An 18,460-nucleotide genomic window follows, 5' to 3' on the forward strand; every position below is an offset into this window, starting at 1 on the left:
ATCTTTAGGCGTTTCAATAGTGATAAATACTAATCGTTATGAAAATATATACAAAAACCGGTGATAAAGGTACTACCTCGTTGGTAGGTGGCACCCGTGTACCGAAAACCCATGTCCGCCTAGAGGCGTATGGTACGGTAGATGAATTGAATTCCAATTTGGGTTTGCTCATTACCTATCTGCCCGATGAAGAAGACAAAATACTTGTCCGTCATATTCAGGACCGCCTCTTTGCAGTCGGTTCCAATCTGGCTACTGATCTTGAAAAGACGGATCTGAAGTGTGCCAGTGTTATTCATCCCGAAGAGATAGAACGCATTGAGAAGGAAATAGACCGTTTGGATAATCTGCTTCCCCCGTTGCATGCTTTTATATTGCCCGGTGGCAGTCGCGGTGCCTCTGTTTGTCACGTTTGCCGTACGGTTTGCCGCAGGGCTGAACGTCGCATCCTGGCTTTGGCGGAACAATGTGAGGTTGCTCCTGAATTACTCGCCTACGTGAACCGTTTGTCCGATTATTTGTTTGTCTTGTCACGGAAAATCAACCAGGATGAGAAAAAAGATGAAATATTTTGGGATAATAGTTGTAAGTGAGAGATTTTATTATACTTTTGCCGAAAAATAGAAAGTAGGACTTAATATTCACAATTTTAATACTTAGGACTTATGTATTGGACATTGGAATTAGCATCTAAACTGGAAGATGCTCCCTGGCCGGCAACCAAGGACGAATTGATTGATTATGCCATTCGTTCAGGCGCTCCGCTTGAAGTTATTGAAAATTTGCAGGAAATGGAAGATGAAGGCGATATTTATGAGAGCATCGAAGATATTTGGCCTGATTATCCAAGTAAAGAGGATTTCTTCTTTAACGAAGAGGAGTATTAGATACGATTTTTAGACTCTGCACTTGTTGCGGGGTAGTAAACACATAGAAAGAGGTAGTCCGTAGACCTGTTTGCAACGGGTTAAAGGACTGCCTCTTTTTTTTATATTTGTTCCATTATGACTGAAACACGAAAAGAAGCGGCATGCCGGTTGCCGGAATTGAAAGAACGGCATTTGCCCGGAAATTGCCGGGAAGCGGTACACACACTTTTGAAAGAGACTTACGGGTACGAACAGTTTCGTGACCTGGAGGTGTACGATGATTTGTTCAAGGGGAAGAACACGCTCCATATCTCGCAGGGGCAATTGATAGAAAGTGTCATTGCCGAAGCGGAGAGGGCGCGCAATGGAGAAGAAGAGGTTGACAACATTTTGCTGACGGCACCCACCGGAGCGGGAAAATCCCTGTTGTTCCAGTTGCCTGCTATCTATCTGGGCAATGAATATGGGCTGCTTACCATTGTCGTATCTCCCTTGAAAGCACTGATTGTAGACCAGGTGGAGGGTTTGCAGGAACTGGGATACATGCGCGTGGCGTATGCTTCTTCCGACTTATCGCCTGAACAGAAGAATGAAGTGTACCGGCAAGTACGCGAAGGTGAGGTGGATTTATTCTATCTTTCGCCGGAGTTGTTGCTCTCGTATGACATCAAGCACTTTGCAGGCGAACGTCGCATCGGGCTGATTGTAGTGGATGAGGCTCATACGGTGACTACCTGGGGTAAGGAGTTCCGCGTGGATTACTGGTTCCTCGGTCGTTATCTGCAGGGTTTGAAGAAAAACCTTGGCTATGCGTTTCCGCTCTTTGCACTGACGGCTACGGCGGTCTGGAATCCGAAAGGGGACAATGACATGGTGTTCGAAACCATTCGTTCGCTGCAAATGGAACCCTGTGTGCTCTATGCAGGTACGGTGAAGCGCAGGAATATCGGTTTCGATATTCGCCAGATGGAAATAGAGGAAGGTGAGACGTATGATAAAGCCAAGCAGCGTGTAGTGGCTGAACGGGTGGAGGATTTCCTCGACGGACACAAAACCATTCTTTATTACCCCTTTGCAGGCGGCATCGACATGCGCCTGAAGACGTGGGTGAAATCGTCAGACTGGCATTTGGTGGCTTCCTACTACGGCAAAAAGGACAAGGAACAGAAGGCGGCGATTGTACAGGAATTTAAAGAAGGCGAAAAGCGGATGATTGTAGCTACAAAAGCCTTCGGTATGGGTGTGGATATCAGTGACATCGACCGGGTATATCATGTGGCACCATCCAGTACGTTTGTCGATTATATACAGGAGATCGGACGTGCAGCCCGAGATATGGATATTCATGGTGTTTCGGCAACGGACTATCATGAACGGGATTTTTATTATATGAAACGCCTCCACATGGCAGGCAATATCGCACAGGAACAGTTGTCGTTGATATTGAAGAAACTGATGGAAGTGTACCGGATGAAAGGCGGAAAGCAGGAAATGCTGGTGTCTTTGTCTGACTTCGAATTCGTGGTGAAACTGCCGCGAATGAAGAATAAACTGGAGTATGAGGCGGAACTGGGACAATTGATTAAGACGGCTTTGTTGTGGCTGGAGGATGATTTAAGTCATCGCTACGGCAAGAAACTGTTGGAAGTTAGTCCGCAAAACTTGTTGACGGAAGGATATATACAGGATAAGACGGGCGATGCTTTTATTCGTGAATTTGCGGCTTATCTTACGAAAGTGCCCGGCACGGAAGATGTGTACACGGCACGTCTGGAAAAACTCTGGGAAGAGCGCTTCGCTGAGTTAGGGTATAGAGAATTTAAACAGAAGCTGAATGGTGGTACGTTGTGGGAAGGTTCACGTGCGGTGTCTGTAGGCAAGCATGAAGTGTTGTTGAAAGAAAATGCGGAGACGATTCGCCAGCGGATGGATGCGTTGTTCAATAGCTTGAAGACGCTGCTGGTTGATAAACTGCGGAAAACGAAAGGCCGCTTTGACGAAGAAGAGTTACGGGCGGTATTTGCTGAACATGGCATGGATGTGCCATCGGCAAAACGCTTCATAGGCTCATTGTTGGAGTCGCGCACGGAAGAGGGACGCAGCGTGAGTTATATCAGCAGTGTGAAGAAGAAAGATTCTAACGAACTCTCTTTCACGGTGACGAAAGGATTTGATTTATTGTTGTCCCGTTATCAGAAGCTGTTCAGTCAGCGCATTGTGGGGAGGAAGGGTGCACGCTTACTATTCTACACAACGCCGTTCTCCGACCTGAATATGCTGCTCAACTTACTTTCTATGCTCGATTGTCTTTCGTTCAGTGTAGAAGGTGGAGGTACGCCTTGTGTATTGGTTACTTTTGATGAGCCCGAAACGTTGGAGCAGATTGCGTCTTCTGATGAATACCGTAACCTGATTCTTGAGAATAATGAGAAGATATTTCAGGAACAAATAGAGCTGTTCTCCTTCTTCTTCGGAACGGATGGCATGGATGATACGAAACGCTGGAATTTTATTGAAGATTATTTCACCGGAATGGGAGTAGAGGAGTTGAAAGTGAAATACGCTACTCCATCATAAAACCAATTCTTTGAATAATCTTTCTAACGTCCTGTCCAGATCGTCGGAGAAACCGGCATGTGGGCGGGACGTTTGGATACAGGAACTCCGCACGGCAGTCAGCCACCGGAAACGTTCCGGAACATCGAGTTGGGCAATGGGACCGCCGTCTTTGGCGCCTGAACATATTTTATTAAACACATCCAAGTGTGCAAATACCAGTTCCCGGTCTACTTCGGACACATATAGCTTCAACTTTTCCTCGTTCACCTGGCAAACGGATTTGATGAAGTTCGCCTTTTTCGAGAAAAGGATTACGCCTACATTGAAGAATTCTTCACGTTCTACTTTGGGAACGAGGCGGATAACTGCGTATTCATATAAGTGCTTTCCTTGCATTCTGCGCTTCTTTTACAAATATTTCGGAATGGGTTCGTCTTTCGGTCAGAAAGCGGAGGTAGATGTCTCTGATCTCTTCGGGTGTCTCATGGGTATCGTTCCAGTGCAACCAATCGTCGGGAATGAGTGAGACGATTTCCTGTATCTTTTCCTCAGTCAGCAGGATGCGCAGGGCGGCATCGGCTTCTTCGAGCCGGGACGCTTCGGGCAGCAATACATGATTCTTGATATAGGCGAAAGGGCTTACCGCATGCTTCTCCCAGTTCTCCCATGAGTGGTGGAAGTAGAGCGAAGCGCCCTGGTCTATCAGCCAGAGTTCCTTGTGCCACATCAGCATATTGGTGTTGCGGAAAGTGCGGTCTATATTCGTGAGGTAGGCATCCAGCCAGACAATGCGGGAAGCCAGATCGGGATCTACTTTGGTTGCCACGGGGTCGAAGGTCAGGGCTCCCGACAAGAAATGCAGTCCGAGGTTCAGACCACGGCTGCCTTGCAACAGATCCTGTATTTCTTCATCTCCTTCGGTACGACCGAAAGCTTCGTCAAGGTTCAGGAATACCAGTTCCGGCACTCTGAATCCTAGCACACGTGCAACTTCTCCCCCAATCAACTCGGAAATCAGTGCCTTTGTACCGTGACCGGCACCACGAAACTTCACGACGTACTTGAATTCGTCGTCAGCTTCTGCCAGCGCAGGCAATGAGCCGCCTTCACGCAAAGGGGTAATATAACGGGTAAGGTTGACTGTTCGCAACTCTATCATGGTGGTCCTTTCTGAAAAATGGTTATGCTGTCCGCTTTTTCGAGGAACAGCAGTTGCAAAGATAATGCAAATCGAATGCATAACTTTCATGCTTGCATGAAAAAGTTATGCTGGGATGCAGCTTATCTTCTTTAAAGATAGTGAATATTCACGATTCTCCAAGATGTGTTTCAAGAAACTGTTGCAGGATGCGGGCATGGTTGCGGACAGGCTCTTTGGATGCATATAGCAAAGTAACCGTTTTATAGGATTTGATTTTTGTGAGGAAATCCTGTACTGCCTCCGATGTTTCCAGTTCTTTACGGTACATGGCTGAGAAGCCTTCCCAATTTCCTATGGGATTCTCATGGAACCATTTTCTTAGTTCGGATGAAGGGGTGATTCCTTTTTCCCAGGCATCATATTTCAAATGTTCTTTCTTCATGCCCCGGGGCCAGAGGCGGTCTACCAATACACGGTAACCGTCTGTAGGTTCGGGGTCTTCATACACTCGCTTGATTTTAATCTGTGTCATAACTTTATCCTCTATATTACGATACTTCTTTCATTCTCCACAGAGTTATGGGGATGTTTTGTATATACTACAGTTATCTGTGGAGGAATGTTCGGGAGATTATGATAAATTGGATTGCTCTGGTTCAGCTGAATGATAGCGTTTTGTATAGGGAAATCTTCCTGCCATAGAGTATGGTACACGGCGTTTTGAAAAAGACCGACTCTAGTTGTTCGATTGAACAACTAGAGTCGGTTGATTAACCCACTGGAGTCATTCAATCGAACAACTCCAGTGGGTTAATTGAATAATTAGGCTTTGCAGTTATTAATATATACCTTCAAGATGTCAAGACACAAGCGTTAAGGTGTATTGTTCTCGTGGAATGCAATGGATAATGAAAGGAACAGCTAAGGATAATCCTGAAAGCACTTTTCTGCCCTTCAGGTGGAAGATTCAGCCGGAATACCTATGAACAGGGTGATGCTGAAAGATGAAAGAATGTTGAACCATACTCTTTGCCTTCTTTTTTTTAGCTTCCGCCTTACACAATTTTTTCTTGTTTTATCAGTTCTTATACTGATGAGATACTGTTTTATCTTGAAATATACAATCTTGCTGTGCCTCTTCCTCTGCATGGCAGAAGTACGGGCACAGTTTGACGCGCGCTTTAGTCAATACTGGGCGGTGCCGGGCTATTATCATCCCGGCTGGGCAGGACAGACGGATAATAAACTGAACATCTATGGTTCGTACGGCATGCAACTGATGGGCTTCACCCGTGCTCCGCGGGTGATGTATTTCGGTGCGGATATGCCTTTTACCCTGTTCAAGAAACAACAGGGTGCCGGTGTGGGCTTTTTTAATGAAGCTATCGGTCTGTTCCGCAACCAACGCTTCTGGGGGCAGTATGCCTATCAGATGAAAATCCGTAAAGGTAAGCTGGGCATTGGTTTGCAGGTAGGTATGCTAAACATTTCTTTTGACCCTTCCGATATTAATCTTGGTGATGAAACAGACGATGAGGCTTTCCCCACTACGGCAGAGAGCGGTACGGCCGTGGATATCGGCCTGGGAGCTTATTACTCACATCCCAAATTTTATGCAGCCTTTTCCGCCCATCACCTGACGGCTCCCAGCATCTCCCTGGGAGAAAAAAGCCAAATTAAAATACATCCTATCGTTTATTTGACAGGTGGATACAATATTCAGACACGTAATCCGTTAATTTCCATACAGCCCTCTATGCAGTTGCAAAGTGATTTTATTTCTACACGACTGGACGTGACGGGACGGTTGTTCTATACCTACCGCTCTAAAGTACTTAGCGGAGGACTGACGTATTCACCTGACACCTCGGTGACGTTCAGCTTCGGACTGACCGTGCAGGGCGTGACATTGGGATATGCTTATGAGTGCTTTACCTCGAAAATAGGTGCCGCAAGTGGTAGCCACGACCTGATGATAAGGTATGCATTGGACTTGAATGTATTTAAGAAAAGCCGGAACTTGCATAAGAGTGTACGGATTTTGTAAGAGATATACGAACGATGAAAAAGAATAAAGGAATGAAAGTGATTCATGCATGGTACGGGGCAGCGTTATTGTTGTTCGGTTCGCTGGTTTCGTGCATGGGGACGGTGGGCAACAGTTCCATGCGGGGCGGGGAGGTGATAGGCGCCAGTGCCGTGGCATGGAATGAACCCGCGCCTTACGGTATGGTGCTGGTGAAACGCGGTTCGGTGAAAATGGGACCTGACAAGCAGGATAGCTTGTGGGGAACAATCGTTCCTTCACGGGAGATTTCGGTAGAGTCTTTCTGGATGGACGATACCGAAGTGACCGTTGCCGAATATAAACAGTTTGTCAACTGGGTGCGCGACTCCATTATCCGCGAGCGCCTGGCAGATCCTGCTTATGGCGGTAATGAATTATATAAGATAGAAGAAGATCGGGAAGGAAATCCTATCAAACCTTATCTGAATTGGTCGAAGCCTATTCCTTGGAGGCGGGCGACAGAAGATGAGCAGATGGCTATTGAGAGCGTATATAAACGTCATCCTATCGACGGTACGCTGATGCTGGATGCCGGTCAGATGAATTATTATTATGAGATTTATGATTATGCTGAGGCAGCCAAGCGCCACAATCGCTTGAATCCTTCCGAACGTGTCAAGAACACCGATATACAGGTAAACCCGGAAGAAGTGGTTATGATAACAAAGGATACGGCATACATTGATGATGAAGGGCGGATTGTGAACCGTACCATTACCCGTCCGTTGTCCAGCGAATGGGATTTCCTGAATAGTTATATTGTGAATATCTATCCCGATACGACCTGTTGGGTGAATGACTTCCCGAACGCGAATAATGAGCAGTATATGCGTCTGTATTTCAACCATCCCAGTTACAACGAACATCCGGTGGTGGGGGTCAGTTGGGAACAGGCGAATGCATTCTGTGCTTGGCGCACGAACTATCTGCTTGCAGGTCTGCGCGGGCAGGCGAAGTATATCCAGCGCTACCGTCTGCCGACTGAGGCGGAGTGGGAGTTTGCCGCACGAGGCCGAGAAGACAACAAATATCCCTGGAAGGACAGTGAAGAAACGAAGGATGACCGGGGATGCTACAATGCAAACTATAAGCCGGGTAAAGGAAATTACACCAAAGACGGCAATCTGATATCAACCCGTGTGGGGGCTTATACGCCTAATTCGAACGGATTGTATGACATGGCAGGTAATGTGGCGGAGTGGACTTCGACGGCTTATACCGAGTCCGGAGTTTTGCAAGCAAGTGACATCAATCCGGATATTCAGTATAATGCCGCACCGGATGACCCGTATGCGTTGAAAAAGAAAGTGGTGCGTGGAGGTTCATGGAAAGATGTGAACGCGTTTATCCGTTCGGATGCCCGTACGGCGGAGTATCAGAATGAACAACGCTCGTATGTAGGGTTCCGTTGTGTACGTACGCAAGTGGGATATAATAAGAAGGGAAAATGATAAGATGGTAAAATGCTAAGATGATGGAGAAAGACACTGTAAATAAAAAGAGGGATTTCGGGCAAAAGTTGCAGGACTTTATGGCGAGTTACCGTGGCAAGGTCATTATGAATTATGCCTATAGCTGGGGTGCTGCCATTGTTATTGCAGGCACATTGTTTAAACTGACGCACTTGCCCGGTGCCAATCTGATGTTATGGATTGGGATGGGAACGGAAGTTCTGGTATTTTTCATTTCTGCATTTGACTTGCCGAGAAGACAGACGGAGACAACCCCATCCGCTGGTGTTGTTGTGGTGGGAGATGCTATAACCGGCAATGCTGCAATCGGCAATGCTGACGGATGGGCGAATGATTCTTATAAAGGACAATCTTCTTCTTCAAATCAGCCGGTATCAGTGACTGTAGGAGCGAATCATTATTCACCCGGAACTCCGGCTCCTGCTTTTACTCCTGAAATGGAAGAAACTACGCAGGCTTACATAGCCCAACTGAAAGAAATGACAGAAATGCTTTCGCGCTTTACGGCACAGGCTGAATCTCTCTCACATGATGCTGAGCAGATGAGTGCCTTAAACCGTAATCTTGCAGGTATCAATGCTATCTATGAGATGCAGCTTCGCAGTGCCAGCACTCAGATCAATACAATTGATCAGGTGCATGAGCAAACCCGTAAGATGGCGCGTCAGATAGAAGAATTGAATGCTGTCTATGCCCGCATGTTGCAAGCTGTGCAGGTTAAGTGATAAAGTGGTAAAGCGATAGGGTGGGAGTTAAAGCTATCGTATAGCCAAGATGTAAATAGTAAATTGCTAAATAGTAAATAGCCTCATGTCTCTGAATACCAACCCGGATTCTCCGCGTCAGAAGATGATAAACCTGATGTATATCGTCTTGATGGCGATGCTGGCGCTCAACGTTTCGTCGGATGTGCTGAATGGTTTTTCATTGGTAGATGAAAGTCTTTCCCGTACAACGGCAAATTCTACCGTGCAGAATCAATCGCTGTATGACGGGCTTGCCGGTGCCAACGAACGTAATCCTGAGAAAATAGGACCGTGGTTTGAGAAAGCAGTACGTGTGAAGAATATGTCCGATTCGCTCTATACCTATGTGGATGAATTGAAACTACGCATTGTGAAGGAAGCGGATGGCAAGAATGGGGATGTTGCCAATATCTCCAATAAAGAAGACTTGGAAGCTGCTTCTTTTGTGATGCTTGCACCCGGTAGCGGACAGGGCAAAGCGCTGTTCAACCGCATCAATCAATACCGGGAAAATATTCTGACTCTTGTTACCGATCCGATACAACAGAAGATTATCCGTGATAATTTGGGTACCGAAGTACCGCGTAAGGCATCAGCAGCCGGAAAAAACTGGCAGGAATATATCTTTGAAAATACTCCGGTGGCCGCGGCTGTCACCCTATTAACCAAACTGCAAAGTGATGTGCGCTATGCCGAAGGTGAAGTATTGCATTTGCTGACGCAGAATACCGATGTGCAGGATGTACGTGTAAATCAACTTCAGGCTTATGTCATTCCTACCTCTCAGAATGTGGTGCGTGGTGGTACGTACAGTGCCCGTGTCATTCTGGCTGCTGTGGATTCTACCCAGCGCCCTTCTATTTACATAGCCGGTGAAAAGCAACCGGATAATGCCGAAGGATGGTTCGAAACTGTTTGTAACCGTACAGGGGAGTTTTCTTTGGATGGTTATCTGGAGTTGGCGCAAGGGAATGGCGAAGTGCTTCGCAGAGAGTTCTCACAGAAATATACGGTGGTGGAACCTACTGCTACGGTTTCTGCTACAATGATGAATGTACTCTATGCCGGATATGATAATCCGATCAGTATTTCTGTTCCCGGAGTGCCGGGGGGACAGGTACAGGCAAGTATTGTGAATGGAAACGGAACTCTGAATCGTGCCGGAAACGGGTATATTGCTCATCCTACGACTATCGGTAAAGATGTAGTGATTCGTGTGATGGCATCCGTTGGCGGACGTACGCAGTCGATGGGGGATTATACTTATCGTGTGCGCCAGTTGCCTGATCCTTCACCGTTTATAGAATATACGGAAGACGGGACACCTAAACGATATCGGGGGGGGCGTGGATTATCTAAAGCAATTTTGATGAATACTCCCGGCATTGTAGCTGCTATTGATGATGGTTTGTTGAATATCAACTTCCGGGTGCTGGGATTTGAAACTGTTTTCTTTGATAATATGGGAAATGCCGTGCCGGAAGTGTCTTCGGGGGCTTCATTCTCTACACGTCAGAAAGATATGTTCCGCCGTTTATCCAGAGGTAAACGTTTCTATATTTCCCGAGTTCGTGCGGTGGGGCCGGATGGGGTGGAGCGTTTGCTGCCTACTACGTTGGAAGTGATTGTGAATTAAAATTAGAAATCGAATATAATAAGGTATAAGACTATGAAACTTTCCTTGAAACTCATGATAGCTGTCACACTCTGTGCGCTGAATCTTTCAGTGGGGTGGGCGCAAAGGCAATATCCGGGTTCGCCTGGCTTGCCGGAGGATGTGGTGTGGATGCGCGAAATCTATCGTACGTTGGATTTGACAAAGGATACCAATGGTGCATTATACTATCCGGTAGAACCACAGGGAAATAAGATGAATCTTTTCGCTACCGTGTTCCGTTTGCTGGCGCAAAAGAAGATTCCGGCTTATGAATATCAGCTGGATGGTACGGAGCGCCTTCAGAAAGATGCTGAGGTGACTTTCCGTGATGTGCTGGATCGCTTTCAAATTTATTATGAACTGAAGAAAGTGGCAAATCGCCGTGACAGTGTTTTGTCTATCAGTAATAGTGATATACCTTCAGCGGATGTATTGAGTTACTTTGTGAAGGAGGTATGGTATTTTGATCAGCGTACTTCTACTTATGGCTCAGTGATAACGGCTATCTGTCCGGTGTTGCATCGTTCGGAAGAATTCAGTTCGGAGAAAGTGAAGTTACCTATGTTTTGGGTGAACTATAAAGACTTGGTTCCCTATCTGACTCAGACAAAAGTCTCCGTTAGCAATTATAATAATGCGGCAAACAGTACTTGGGATGACTTCTTTACGGCACGTTTATATAAAGGAGATATTTATAAAACAACCAATCTGCAAAATCGTACTTTGTCACAATATTGCCCTACGGATAGCGCCATGGTGAAAGAGCAGAAGCGGATTGAAAAAGAACTGGTGGATTTTGAAAATACATTGTATGGCAGGGACCTTATAGAAGAAACGGATTCGGTTTCTACAGCTTCGGGAATAAAAACAGCGAAGACTAATTCGAAGAAAAGGGGGCGTGACAATGCTGTTACAACCAAAAGTAAATCTTCTTCCTCATCAAAGTCAAAATCTTCCGCAGGTAAGTCCCAATCGGTATCTAAGCGGGAAGCAGCAGCCCCGAAGGCGTCAGTACGACGACAACGCCGTTGAACAAAAATGAATCTTTATTGTTCTTTTTAAGAATAAATCCATATATTTGTCCCGATAATTTAAACAAAAAAGAATTATGAAGAAGATTTTTAGTGCTTTCATTATAGCTGTAGGCTGTATGTTTATGGCTATGCCTGCTCAGGCTCAACTCATTAAATGGGGTGTAAAGGGTGGTGTCAACTTGACAAAGATAGACTGGGATGGCGGATATAAAGGTAACAAGGACAACTCTGCCGGTTTCTTTATTGGTCCGATGGCTGAAATTACGATTCCTATTGTAGGCCTGGGTGTTGATGGTGCTTTGTTATTCTCGCAGAGAGGTAAGGGTGACGTAAAACAAATCGGAGCGGAAGTTCCCATCAATCTGAAATATACGATTGGCTTGGGTAGTTTGCTGGGTGTTTATTTTGCAGCTGGTCCTGATTTCTTCTTTGATTTTGACAAGAAGGACAACGTTGACCGGAAGAAAACTCAGGTAGGGCTTAATCTGGGAGTCGGTGTGAAGCTGATCAAGCACTTGCAAGTAGGCGTAAACTATCAGTTCCCGATGGGCGACAGCTTTAAATGGAAAGAGGTAGGTCATGCCATCGGTGCAAAGAATAAGACTTGGCAAATATCTGCCGCTTATCTCTTCTAAGAAAATAGAATCTATTGCGATATAATAGCGTTGCTGATTTTGATTGGCAACGCTATTTTTTTATTGTATCTTTGTCACCGCAATGAAGAAATTTGTGGATGTCATATTGCCTTTGCCTCTGCCCCGCTATTTTACCTATTCTTTGCCTGAGGAATGGGCGGATGAGGTGCAAATGGGGTGTCGGGTGGTAGTTTCGTTCGGGCGTAAGAAGTACTATACAGCGATTGTACGTAACGTACATTATTGTGAGCCGGCGGATTATGAGGTAAAAGAAGTATCTGCATTATTGGATGCCCATCCGATTTTATTGCCGGAACAATTTAAGTTCTGGGAGTGGCTGGCAGATTATTATCTCTGTACACAAGGCGATGTTTATAAGGCTGCTCTTCCTTCCGGTCTGAAATTGGAGAGCGAGACGATGGTAGAGTATAATCCGGATTTTGAATCGGAAGTTCGTTTGCCGGAGCGTGAGCAGAAGATATTGGATTTGCTCTCTGCGGAGCCCGAACAGTGTGTGACGAAACTGGAAAAAGACAGCGGTCTCAAGAATATACTTTCCGTAATTAAATCCTTACTGGATAAGGAGGCCATCTTTGTAAAAGAAGAACTTCGCCGGACTTATAAGCCAAAGACCGAAACGCGTGTGCGACTGGCGGACGAAGTACGGAATGAAAAACGGCTGCAAGAACTTTTTGATGAATTGGCGCGTGCTCCGAAGCAACTGGATTTACTGATGAAATACATCGAATTATCCGGTATTTTGGGAGGTGACGGGCTGAAAAGTTTTCCCAAAGAGGTTAATAAGAAAGAACTATTGCTGCGGGCATCCGCTTCGCCGGCTGTGTTCAATGGCTTGGTAGATAAACATATCTTTGAAGTTTACCAACAGGAAGTGGGACGGCTGAACTCCGTTCTTCGGGAAATTCTTCCCATTAATCCTTTGAATGAACATCAACAAATGGCACACGATGAGATTGTACGAAGCTTCCAATCCAAGAATGTGTGTCTGCTCCATGGGGTAACTGCCAGCGGGAAAACAGAAATCTATATTCATTTGATAGAAGAAGCTGTCCGGCAGGGAAAACAAGTGCTGTACCTGCTACCTGAAATAGCTCTTACCACTCAGATAACCGAACGTCTGCAACGGGTGTTCGGCGATCGTTTAGGAATTTATCATTCTAAATTTCCGGATGCCGAGCGTGTAGAAATCTGGCAGAAGCAGCTGACGGAAAAGGGATATGATATTATCCTTGGAGTTCGTTCTTCTGTTTTCCTGCCTTTTCGTAACCTCGGGTTGGTGATTGTGGATGAAGAACATGAGAATACCTATAAACAACAGGATCCGGCTCCCCGTTATCATGCCCGGAATGCGGCAATCATATTGGCGGCCATGTATGGTGCCAAGACCTTGCTGGGCACAGCTACCCCTTCTATTGAAACCTGGCATAATGCTTCTTCCGGAAAGTATGGACTGGTGGAGCTGAAAGAGCGGTATAAAGAAATTCAATTACCGGAAATTATCCCCGTGGATATCCATGAGTTGCATCGCAAGAAGCGTATGAACGGACCATTCTCGCCGCTGTTGCTTCAATATATTCATGAGGCTTTGGATCAAAAGCAACAAGTCATCTTGTTTCAGAACCGGCGTGGCTTTGCTCCGATGATTGAGTGTAATACGTGCGGGTGGGTGCCGAAGTGCAAAAACTGTGATGTGAGTCTGACATTTCACAAAGGATTGAATCAGCTGACTTGCCATTACTGCGGTTATACCTATCAATTGCCCCATAAGTGCCCGGCTTGCGAAGGTACTGACTTGCGCAATCGTGGGTTTGGTACAGAGAAGATAGAAGATGATATCAAGATTTTGTTTCCCGAAGCCGCTGTTGCCCGTATGGATTTGGATACCACCCGTACCCGTTCTGCTTATGAACGTATCATTGCGGATTTTGAGCAGGGGAAAACGGATATACTGATAGGTACACAGATGGTTTCTAAAGGATTGGACTTTGATCATGTCAGTGTAGTAGGTATTCTGAATGCAGATACGATGTTGAATTATCCTGATTTCCGTTCGTATGAGCGTGCTTTTCAGTTGATGGCACAAGTGGCAGGACGTGCCGGACGGAAGAATAAACGAGGACGTGTGATTTTGCAGACGAAAAGTATCGATCACCCTATTATAGCCCAGGTCATCCATAACGATTTTGACCAGATGGTGGCGGGACAGCTTGCTGAACGTCAGATGTTCCACTACCCGCCTTACTATCGTTTGGTGTACGTCTATCTGAAAAACCGCAACGAGCAACTGCTTGACTTGATGGCACAAACCATGTCAGGCAAGTTGCGTGCAGTCTTCGGTAATCGTGTGTTGGGACCGGATAAACCGCCTGTTGCCCGGATACAAACATTATTTATCCGAAAGATTATTGTCAAGATAGAGTATAATGCTCCGATGGCTCGCGCCCGTGAACTGTTGGTGCAGGTTCAGAAAGAGATGGTGGCGGAGGATCGTTTTAAATCTTTAATCGTCTATTATGATGTAGATCCAATGTAACGGCTACTCTTTGGTTCCTTGCAGAATACCGGAATCTGTATCCATATTCTGAATTCTCTTATTGGCACCCTTGTATTGTCGTCCGAAGTTCAGATTGAAGTTGAGCTTGACAACGATGGTATTTGACATATTGGTACTGTGTATATCTGATTTTACAGGATTCAGTGCAGACCAGTTCTCATTCTCGGAACGGTAAGTTTTCATAAATGGATTGTGTATTCCTGCCATAATAGACCATGCCGGTTGTTTATAACCTATCATGAGCGTATGCATCAGATCCCCTTTCAGCAATTGTTCACCGTATACATACCGGTTAGGCGGGGTGATAGTCATAAAGTTCAAAAGCCAGTTTTTATAGGAAGCATCCAGGTTGATACGTAATTCCTTCAGGGTATAGGTGTGCAGGTAATTGTTTCCTGTACTTATATACCGGTTGATTCCCGGTGTAATGGAAAGGCTGATATGATCTTTCCAGGGCTTGATTTTGAATGTGACTTCTGCTGTCAGATGTTGGAAGGACTTCTGATTTTCATAAGTGCGGATGAACATCCCTTCTTCATAAATCACAGATTCCATGATGGGATTCTTTTCGTATGCATAGCTCACCAAGGCGTCAATGCTGCAAATCCCGGTATTGAATACTGCATTAAAATCCTGGATAGTACTGCGAAATGATTTTAAGTTCGGATTACCCCTGCGTGTTTGTAAGATGTCGATTCTTTGCTCCACATCATTCAGATAGGCTATAGAAGGGGCATTGTTTTTCAAATTGATATGATAGCGGAAATGCAGATTGTCCACAGGGTTGTAAGATACTAAGAGAGAAGGCTGGAGGCCATATCTTTCACTACGGTTGTCCCTTTGGCTATAGTAGAAACGGTTGAGTGATAGATTTGCCATGTATCCCCAATTCTGAATTTTACCTTTATACTCGGCATAGGCATAACTTTCCGCTTGTTTCAGGATGACGTCCATCGCATCTTTCCCTTCATATCGGTTGTCTGTATAAGATTGCAGATGTCTGAGACCTCCCGTCAGTGTTCCTTGCCCTAATTTTTTCTCATAGATAGCTTCGGCTATCAGCGAATATTTCTTTCCGGCAATATCGGAATATAACTCTGTATTTGCGATACCTTCCTGCTTCTCCTGATGAATGCGTGTATTGCTGCTCTTGATGTACGTGCCGACAAGATTGAATATGAGACGCTGGTCATTCTTTAGATTTCGCTGATAGTATAGATCGAGGGATGGCAGGTGGTTCCGTTCTTTGGTGTGGTCGTAGATGGATACCGGAATCTCGGAATCAGATGTGTAGAGTTTGCTCTTCCGGTCTTCATATCCGGCAGGATTATCTTGCAGGGTATATCTGAATTGTGCATTAAAGAGATATTTACCTTTCTCCTGCAGGCTGTAGCTCAGGCTGGAAGTTAACAACTTCTTATTGAACAGCGTTGGCTCTCCGGTTTCCAGGCGATGAAGTTCCTTGTCGGGGAAGATGAAGCGCTCGTCATACTCGCGTGTCCAGTCTCCTTTGCGTTGTATATACCGTGTGTTGGCTGAGATTTCAGACTTTCCATAGTTATATCTTCCGGAAACTATATCGTCAATAGAGGTACGGTTGCTGCTAAGGCTGTGGATGGCACCGCCGCTGATGCTGCCTCCCGCTTTTTTGTTTTTGGTTATATAGTCTATCACGGCAGCGGCGTTTCCGTAGCGTGCCCCCGGAGTGTCGTGATATTCTATGCGGAGAATATCTTCGGGGCTGAGGGAGGATATCTCTGTATAAGTAACCTGAACACCATTAATCAGTAATTGTACTTCTCCGTTGCCGGAAGTGGTTATTTCGCCCGACATAATATCAACTGTGATTCGGGGAAGTTGTAATTTGCCTAATAAGTCTATGCCACTGGACGACATTTTCAGTTGATTCTGAGTCGGAAGAATTACTTTCCGGTCGCCTTTTTCGATGACAGACTGTGCCTGGATGGTTATTTCATCCAGAGAAATAGCCATGACTCCGGTAGAATCTTTAGCAATGAGTTGGGCATAGGAGGGGCTGGCCATACATAGTAGTATGGTCAAAATTGACACTATTGTTTTCATAAATATTTATGGGAATAGCTGTTACCCGGTGGGTAAGCAGATCGTTGAAAAATGAGGTTAGTAATTTAGAAGATCGTTATACAGTCCTTTTAGCCGTTTACGAAGATGAATGACGGCATAATGTTTTCGTGATAATAAGGTATTGACTGATATTCCGGTGGCACTGGCAACTTCTTTGGCTGACAATCCTTCCATTTCCAGTAGCTCGAATGCTTCCCGTTGCTCGGGCGGCAGCTCGGCAAGAGCTGTTTCAAGCTCTTGCCACACGAGTGACCGCATATATTCTATTTCCGGAGTAGGCGGAGCATCGCTGAACAGCACTTCCGAAAACTCGCTCAGTACATTGTCTTCTTTATCATAGCTCGAAGCGGGTAGTTCTTCTTCCTGCATCTTTTTGCCTTTATTGATAATCGTATTTCGTGCTACGCGATATAGCCATGCTGTTACCTGTTCGATAGGATTGAAAGTGCTTTCAATGGTTTTCACCAATTGATACAGTACATCTTGCAGAATATCTTCGGCATCTTCTTTAGTGGAAACCCGCTTGCGGATAAATGCTTTCAGGCGGGGTTGATGTTCTACAATCAGTTCTTCCAAACTGTTGCCTTTGCCGGTCAGATTATTCATTTTCTTTGGGAGTTTCGCTACCGTTGTTTCTATCAAAGTTTTTCTCGTTGAAGAATCCGTCTCTTCCGAAAGGACCACCGAATCCAAACTTCTTTCTTTTATTAATGAAATCCTTGCGTTCTTCCGGAGACATCTTCTCCCATTTAGCGCGGAACGGATTACCCTCTTTGCCACCGGGCATTCTTCTTCGACCTGGGAAACCTCCTCTACCAGGGAAGCCTCCGAAGAAAATGCGTGCAAGCACGAACAATGCCAAAGCTTGCCAGAAATTAATGGCTGCCAGTCCTAAGACTCCGGGTACTACGAAATTCCATAATAGCATGACTATTGCCCCAAATGCTGCAATGGCTAATACCCAAAACAAAGATATAATAAAAAACCTTTTTTTCATGATGTCCTAATTTTATTGATTTACATATTACTTTGAAAACGTTCTCTGTATATGCTGACAACTGAGAAGAAGAAATATTTTAAGAGAATGCAAAAAACTTCTATATTTGCGTTCCTAAATTAAAAATGAGCTTATGAAACCTTGTAGAATACTTTTTGTTTGCCTGGGTAATATTTGCCGTTCTTCCTCTGCGGAAGGTGTGATGAATCATTTGGTTTCAGAAGCCGGACTGGAAGATCTGTTTGTGATAGACTCTGCCGGTATCCTCTCTTATCATCAGGGAGAGTTACCAGATAGCCGGATGCGTGCCCATGCTATTCGTCGCGGTTACGACCTCACACATCGTTCGCGTCCCGTGCGGACAGAAGACTTTTATAACTTCGATTTGATAATAGGGATGGATGACCGGAATATTGAAGATTTGAAAGACCGTGCGCCCTCCCCTGAAGAATGGAAGAAGATACACCGTATGACGGAATTCTGTACTCGCTTTACGCATGCCGACCACGTGCCCGATCCGTATTATGGTGGGGCGGAAGGATTTGAGTATGTGCTCGACTTGCTGGAGGATGCTTGTGCCGGGCTGTTGGAACATCTGAAATAA

17 protein-coding genes are annotated in these 18,460 nt (G+C 45.4%); 11 read left to right on the top strand and 6 right to left on the bottom strand.

From position 1 onward, the window contains the following. The first annotated feature begins 38 nt into the window (after nt 1-38). The 3 genes from K6V21_RS08290 to K6V21_RS08300 all read left to right on the top strand — a co-directional run bounded on the left by K6V21_RS08290 (nt 39) and on the right by K6V21_RS08300 (nt 3,446). Nucleotides 39-593 (top strand): cob(I)yrinic acid a,c-diamide adenosyltransferase, encoded by a 555-nt coding sequence (locus K6V21_RS08290; protein ID WP_217713510.1) that lies wholly within the window; start codon nt 39-41, stop codon nt 591-593. A 72-nt stretch (nt 594-665) separates the two neighbouring features. Further along, entirely contained in the window at nt 666-887 is a 222-nt protein-coding gene (locus tag K6V21_RS08295) for a DUF2795 domain-containing protein (RefSeq protein WP_007212024.1), read from the top strand. A 117-nt stretch (nt 888-1,004) separates the two neighbouring features. After that, entirely contained in the window at nt 1,005-3,446 is a 2,442-nt protein-coding gene (locus K6V21_RS08300; protein WP_224321491.1) for a helicase-related protein, read from the top strand. Here the strand turns inward: K6V21_RS08300 and K6V21_RS08305 are convergent. From K6V21_RS08305 to K6V21_RS08315, 3 genes are all read right to left on the bottom strand, one after another. Beyond that, nucleotides 3,441-3,824 (bottom strand): DUF3037 domain-containing protein, encoded by a 384-nt coding sequence (locus K6V21_RS08305; RefSeq protein ID WP_217713512.1) that lies wholly within the window; start codon nt 3,822-3,824, stop codon nt 3,441-3,443. The two genes, K6V21_RS08300 and K6V21_RS08305, sit on opposite strands and share 6 nt — an antisense overlap. After that, a complete protein-coding gene (locus K6V21_RS08310; protein WP_224322017.1) occupies nt 3,802-4,584 on the bottom strand; it encodes a HipA family kinase in 783 nt (260 codons plus the stop codon). The genes K6V21_RS08305 and K6V21_RS08310 overlap by 23 nt, the downstream gene beginning before the upstream one ends. A 151-nt stretch (nt 4,585-4,735) precedes the next feature. After that, entirely contained in the window at nt 4,736-5,101 is a 366-nt protein-coding gene (locus tag K6V21_RS08315) for a DUF488 domain-containing protein (RefSeq protein ID WP_217713513.1), read from the bottom strand. Nucleotides 5,102-5,662: 561 nt separating this feature from the next. Here K6V21_RS08315 and K6V21_RS08320 point away from each other — a divergent pair. The 7 genes from K6V21_RS08320 (at nt 5,663) to priA (ending at nt 14,735) form a co-directional block, all read left to right on the top strand. Beyond that, nucleotides 5,663-6,616, top strand: coding sequence for a PorP/SprF family type IX secretion system membrane protein (locus K6V21_RS08320; protein ID WP_291533625.1), 954 nt, complete (start codon nt 5,663-5,665; stop codon nt 6,614-6,616). A 14-nt stretch (nt 6,617-6,630) separates the two neighbouring features. Continuing rightward, nucleotides 6,631-8,088, top strand: a complete 1,458-nt coding sequence (locus K6V21_RS08325; protein ID WP_224321493.1) for a formylglycine-generating enzyme family protein — start codon at nt 6,631-6,633, stop codon at nt 8,086-8,088. 20 nt (nt 8,089-8,108) lie between these two features. Beyond that, on the top strand, nt 8,109-8,834 hold the full coding sequence (gene gldL / locus K6V21_RS08330) for a gliding motility protein GldL (RefSeq protein ID WP_217713516.1): 726 nt from the start codon (nt 8,109-8,111) through the stop codon (nt 8,832-8,834). Nucleotides 8,835-8,919: 85 nt separating this feature from the next. Then, nucleotides 8,920-10,491 carry a gliding motility protein GldM gene (gldM, locus tag K6V21_RS08335; protein ID WP_217713517.1) on the top strand — a complete coding sequence of 524 codons (1,572 nt, stop codon included), beginning with the start codon at nt 8,920-8,922 and terminating at the stop codon, nt 10,489-10,491. A 33-nt stretch (nt 10,492-10,524) separates the two neighbouring features. Beyond that, nucleotides 10,525-11,544, top strand: coding sequence for a gliding motility protein GldN (gene gldN, locus K6V21_RS08340; RefSeq protein WP_224321494.1), 1,020 nt, complete (start codon nt 10,525-10,527; stop codon nt 11,542-11,544). A gap of 76 nt (nt 11,545-11,620) precedes the next feature. Continuing rightward, on the top strand, nt 11,621-12,181 hold the full coding sequence (locus tag K6V21_RS08345) for a porin family protein (RefSeq protein ID WP_007212036.1): 561 nt from the start codon (nt 11,621-11,623) through the stop codon (nt 12,179-12,181). 82 nt (nt 12,182-12,263) lie between these two features. Then, nucleotides 12,264-14,735 (top strand): primosomal protein N', encoded by a 2,472-nt coding sequence (gene priA / locus K6V21_RS08350; RefSeq protein ID WP_217713519.1) that lies wholly within the window; start codon nt 12,264-12,266, stop codon nt 14,733-14,735. 3 nt (nt 14,736-14,738) lie between these two features. Here the strand turns inward: priA and K6V21_RS08355 are convergent, their stop codons facing one another. Genes K6V21_RS08355 through K6V21_RS08365 form a run of 3 tightly spaced genes read right to left on the bottom strand, consistent with a single transcriptional unit; the run spans nt 14,739 to nt 17,856 of the window. Continuing rightward, nucleotides 14,739-16,838: a TonB-dependent receptor plug domain-containing protein gene (locus K6V21_RS08355; RefSeq protein ID WP_224321495.1), complete on the bottom strand. Its 2,100-nt coding sequence runs from the start codon at nt 16,836-16,838 to the stop codon at nt 14,739-14,741. A gap of 57 nt (nt 16,839-16,895) precedes the next feature. Beyond that, the gene (locus K6V21_RS08360) at nt 16,896-17,465 is read right to left on the bottom strand and encodes an RNA polymerase sigma factor (RefSeq protein ID WP_224321496.1); all 570 of its coding nucleotides are present in this window, start codon (nt 17,463-17,465) and stop codon (nt 16,896-16,898) included. Then, nucleotides 17,458-17,856, bottom strand: coding sequence for a hypothetical protein (locus K6V21_RS08365; RefSeq protein ID WP_224321497.1), 399 nt, complete (start codon nt 17,854-17,856; stop codon nt 17,458-17,460). Before K6V21_RS08365 ends, K6V21_RS08360 begins: the two co-directional genes overlap by 8 nt. Nucleotides 17,857-17,989: 133 nt before the next feature. On the opposite strand from K6V21_RS08365, the gene K6V21_RS08370 reads away from it, so the two are divergent. Next, nucleotides 17,990-18,460 carry a low molecular weight protein-tyrosine-phosphatase gene (locus tag K6V21_RS08370; protein WP_217713522.1) on the top strand — a complete coding sequence of 157 codons (471 nt, stop codon included), beginning with the start codon at nt 17,990-17,992 and terminating at the stop codon, nt 18,458-18,460.

The organism is Bacteroides cellulosilyticus, from assembly GCF_020091405.1.
Classification (GTDB): Bacteria; Bacteroidota; Bacteroidia; order Bacteroidales; family Bacteroidaceae; genus Bacteroides.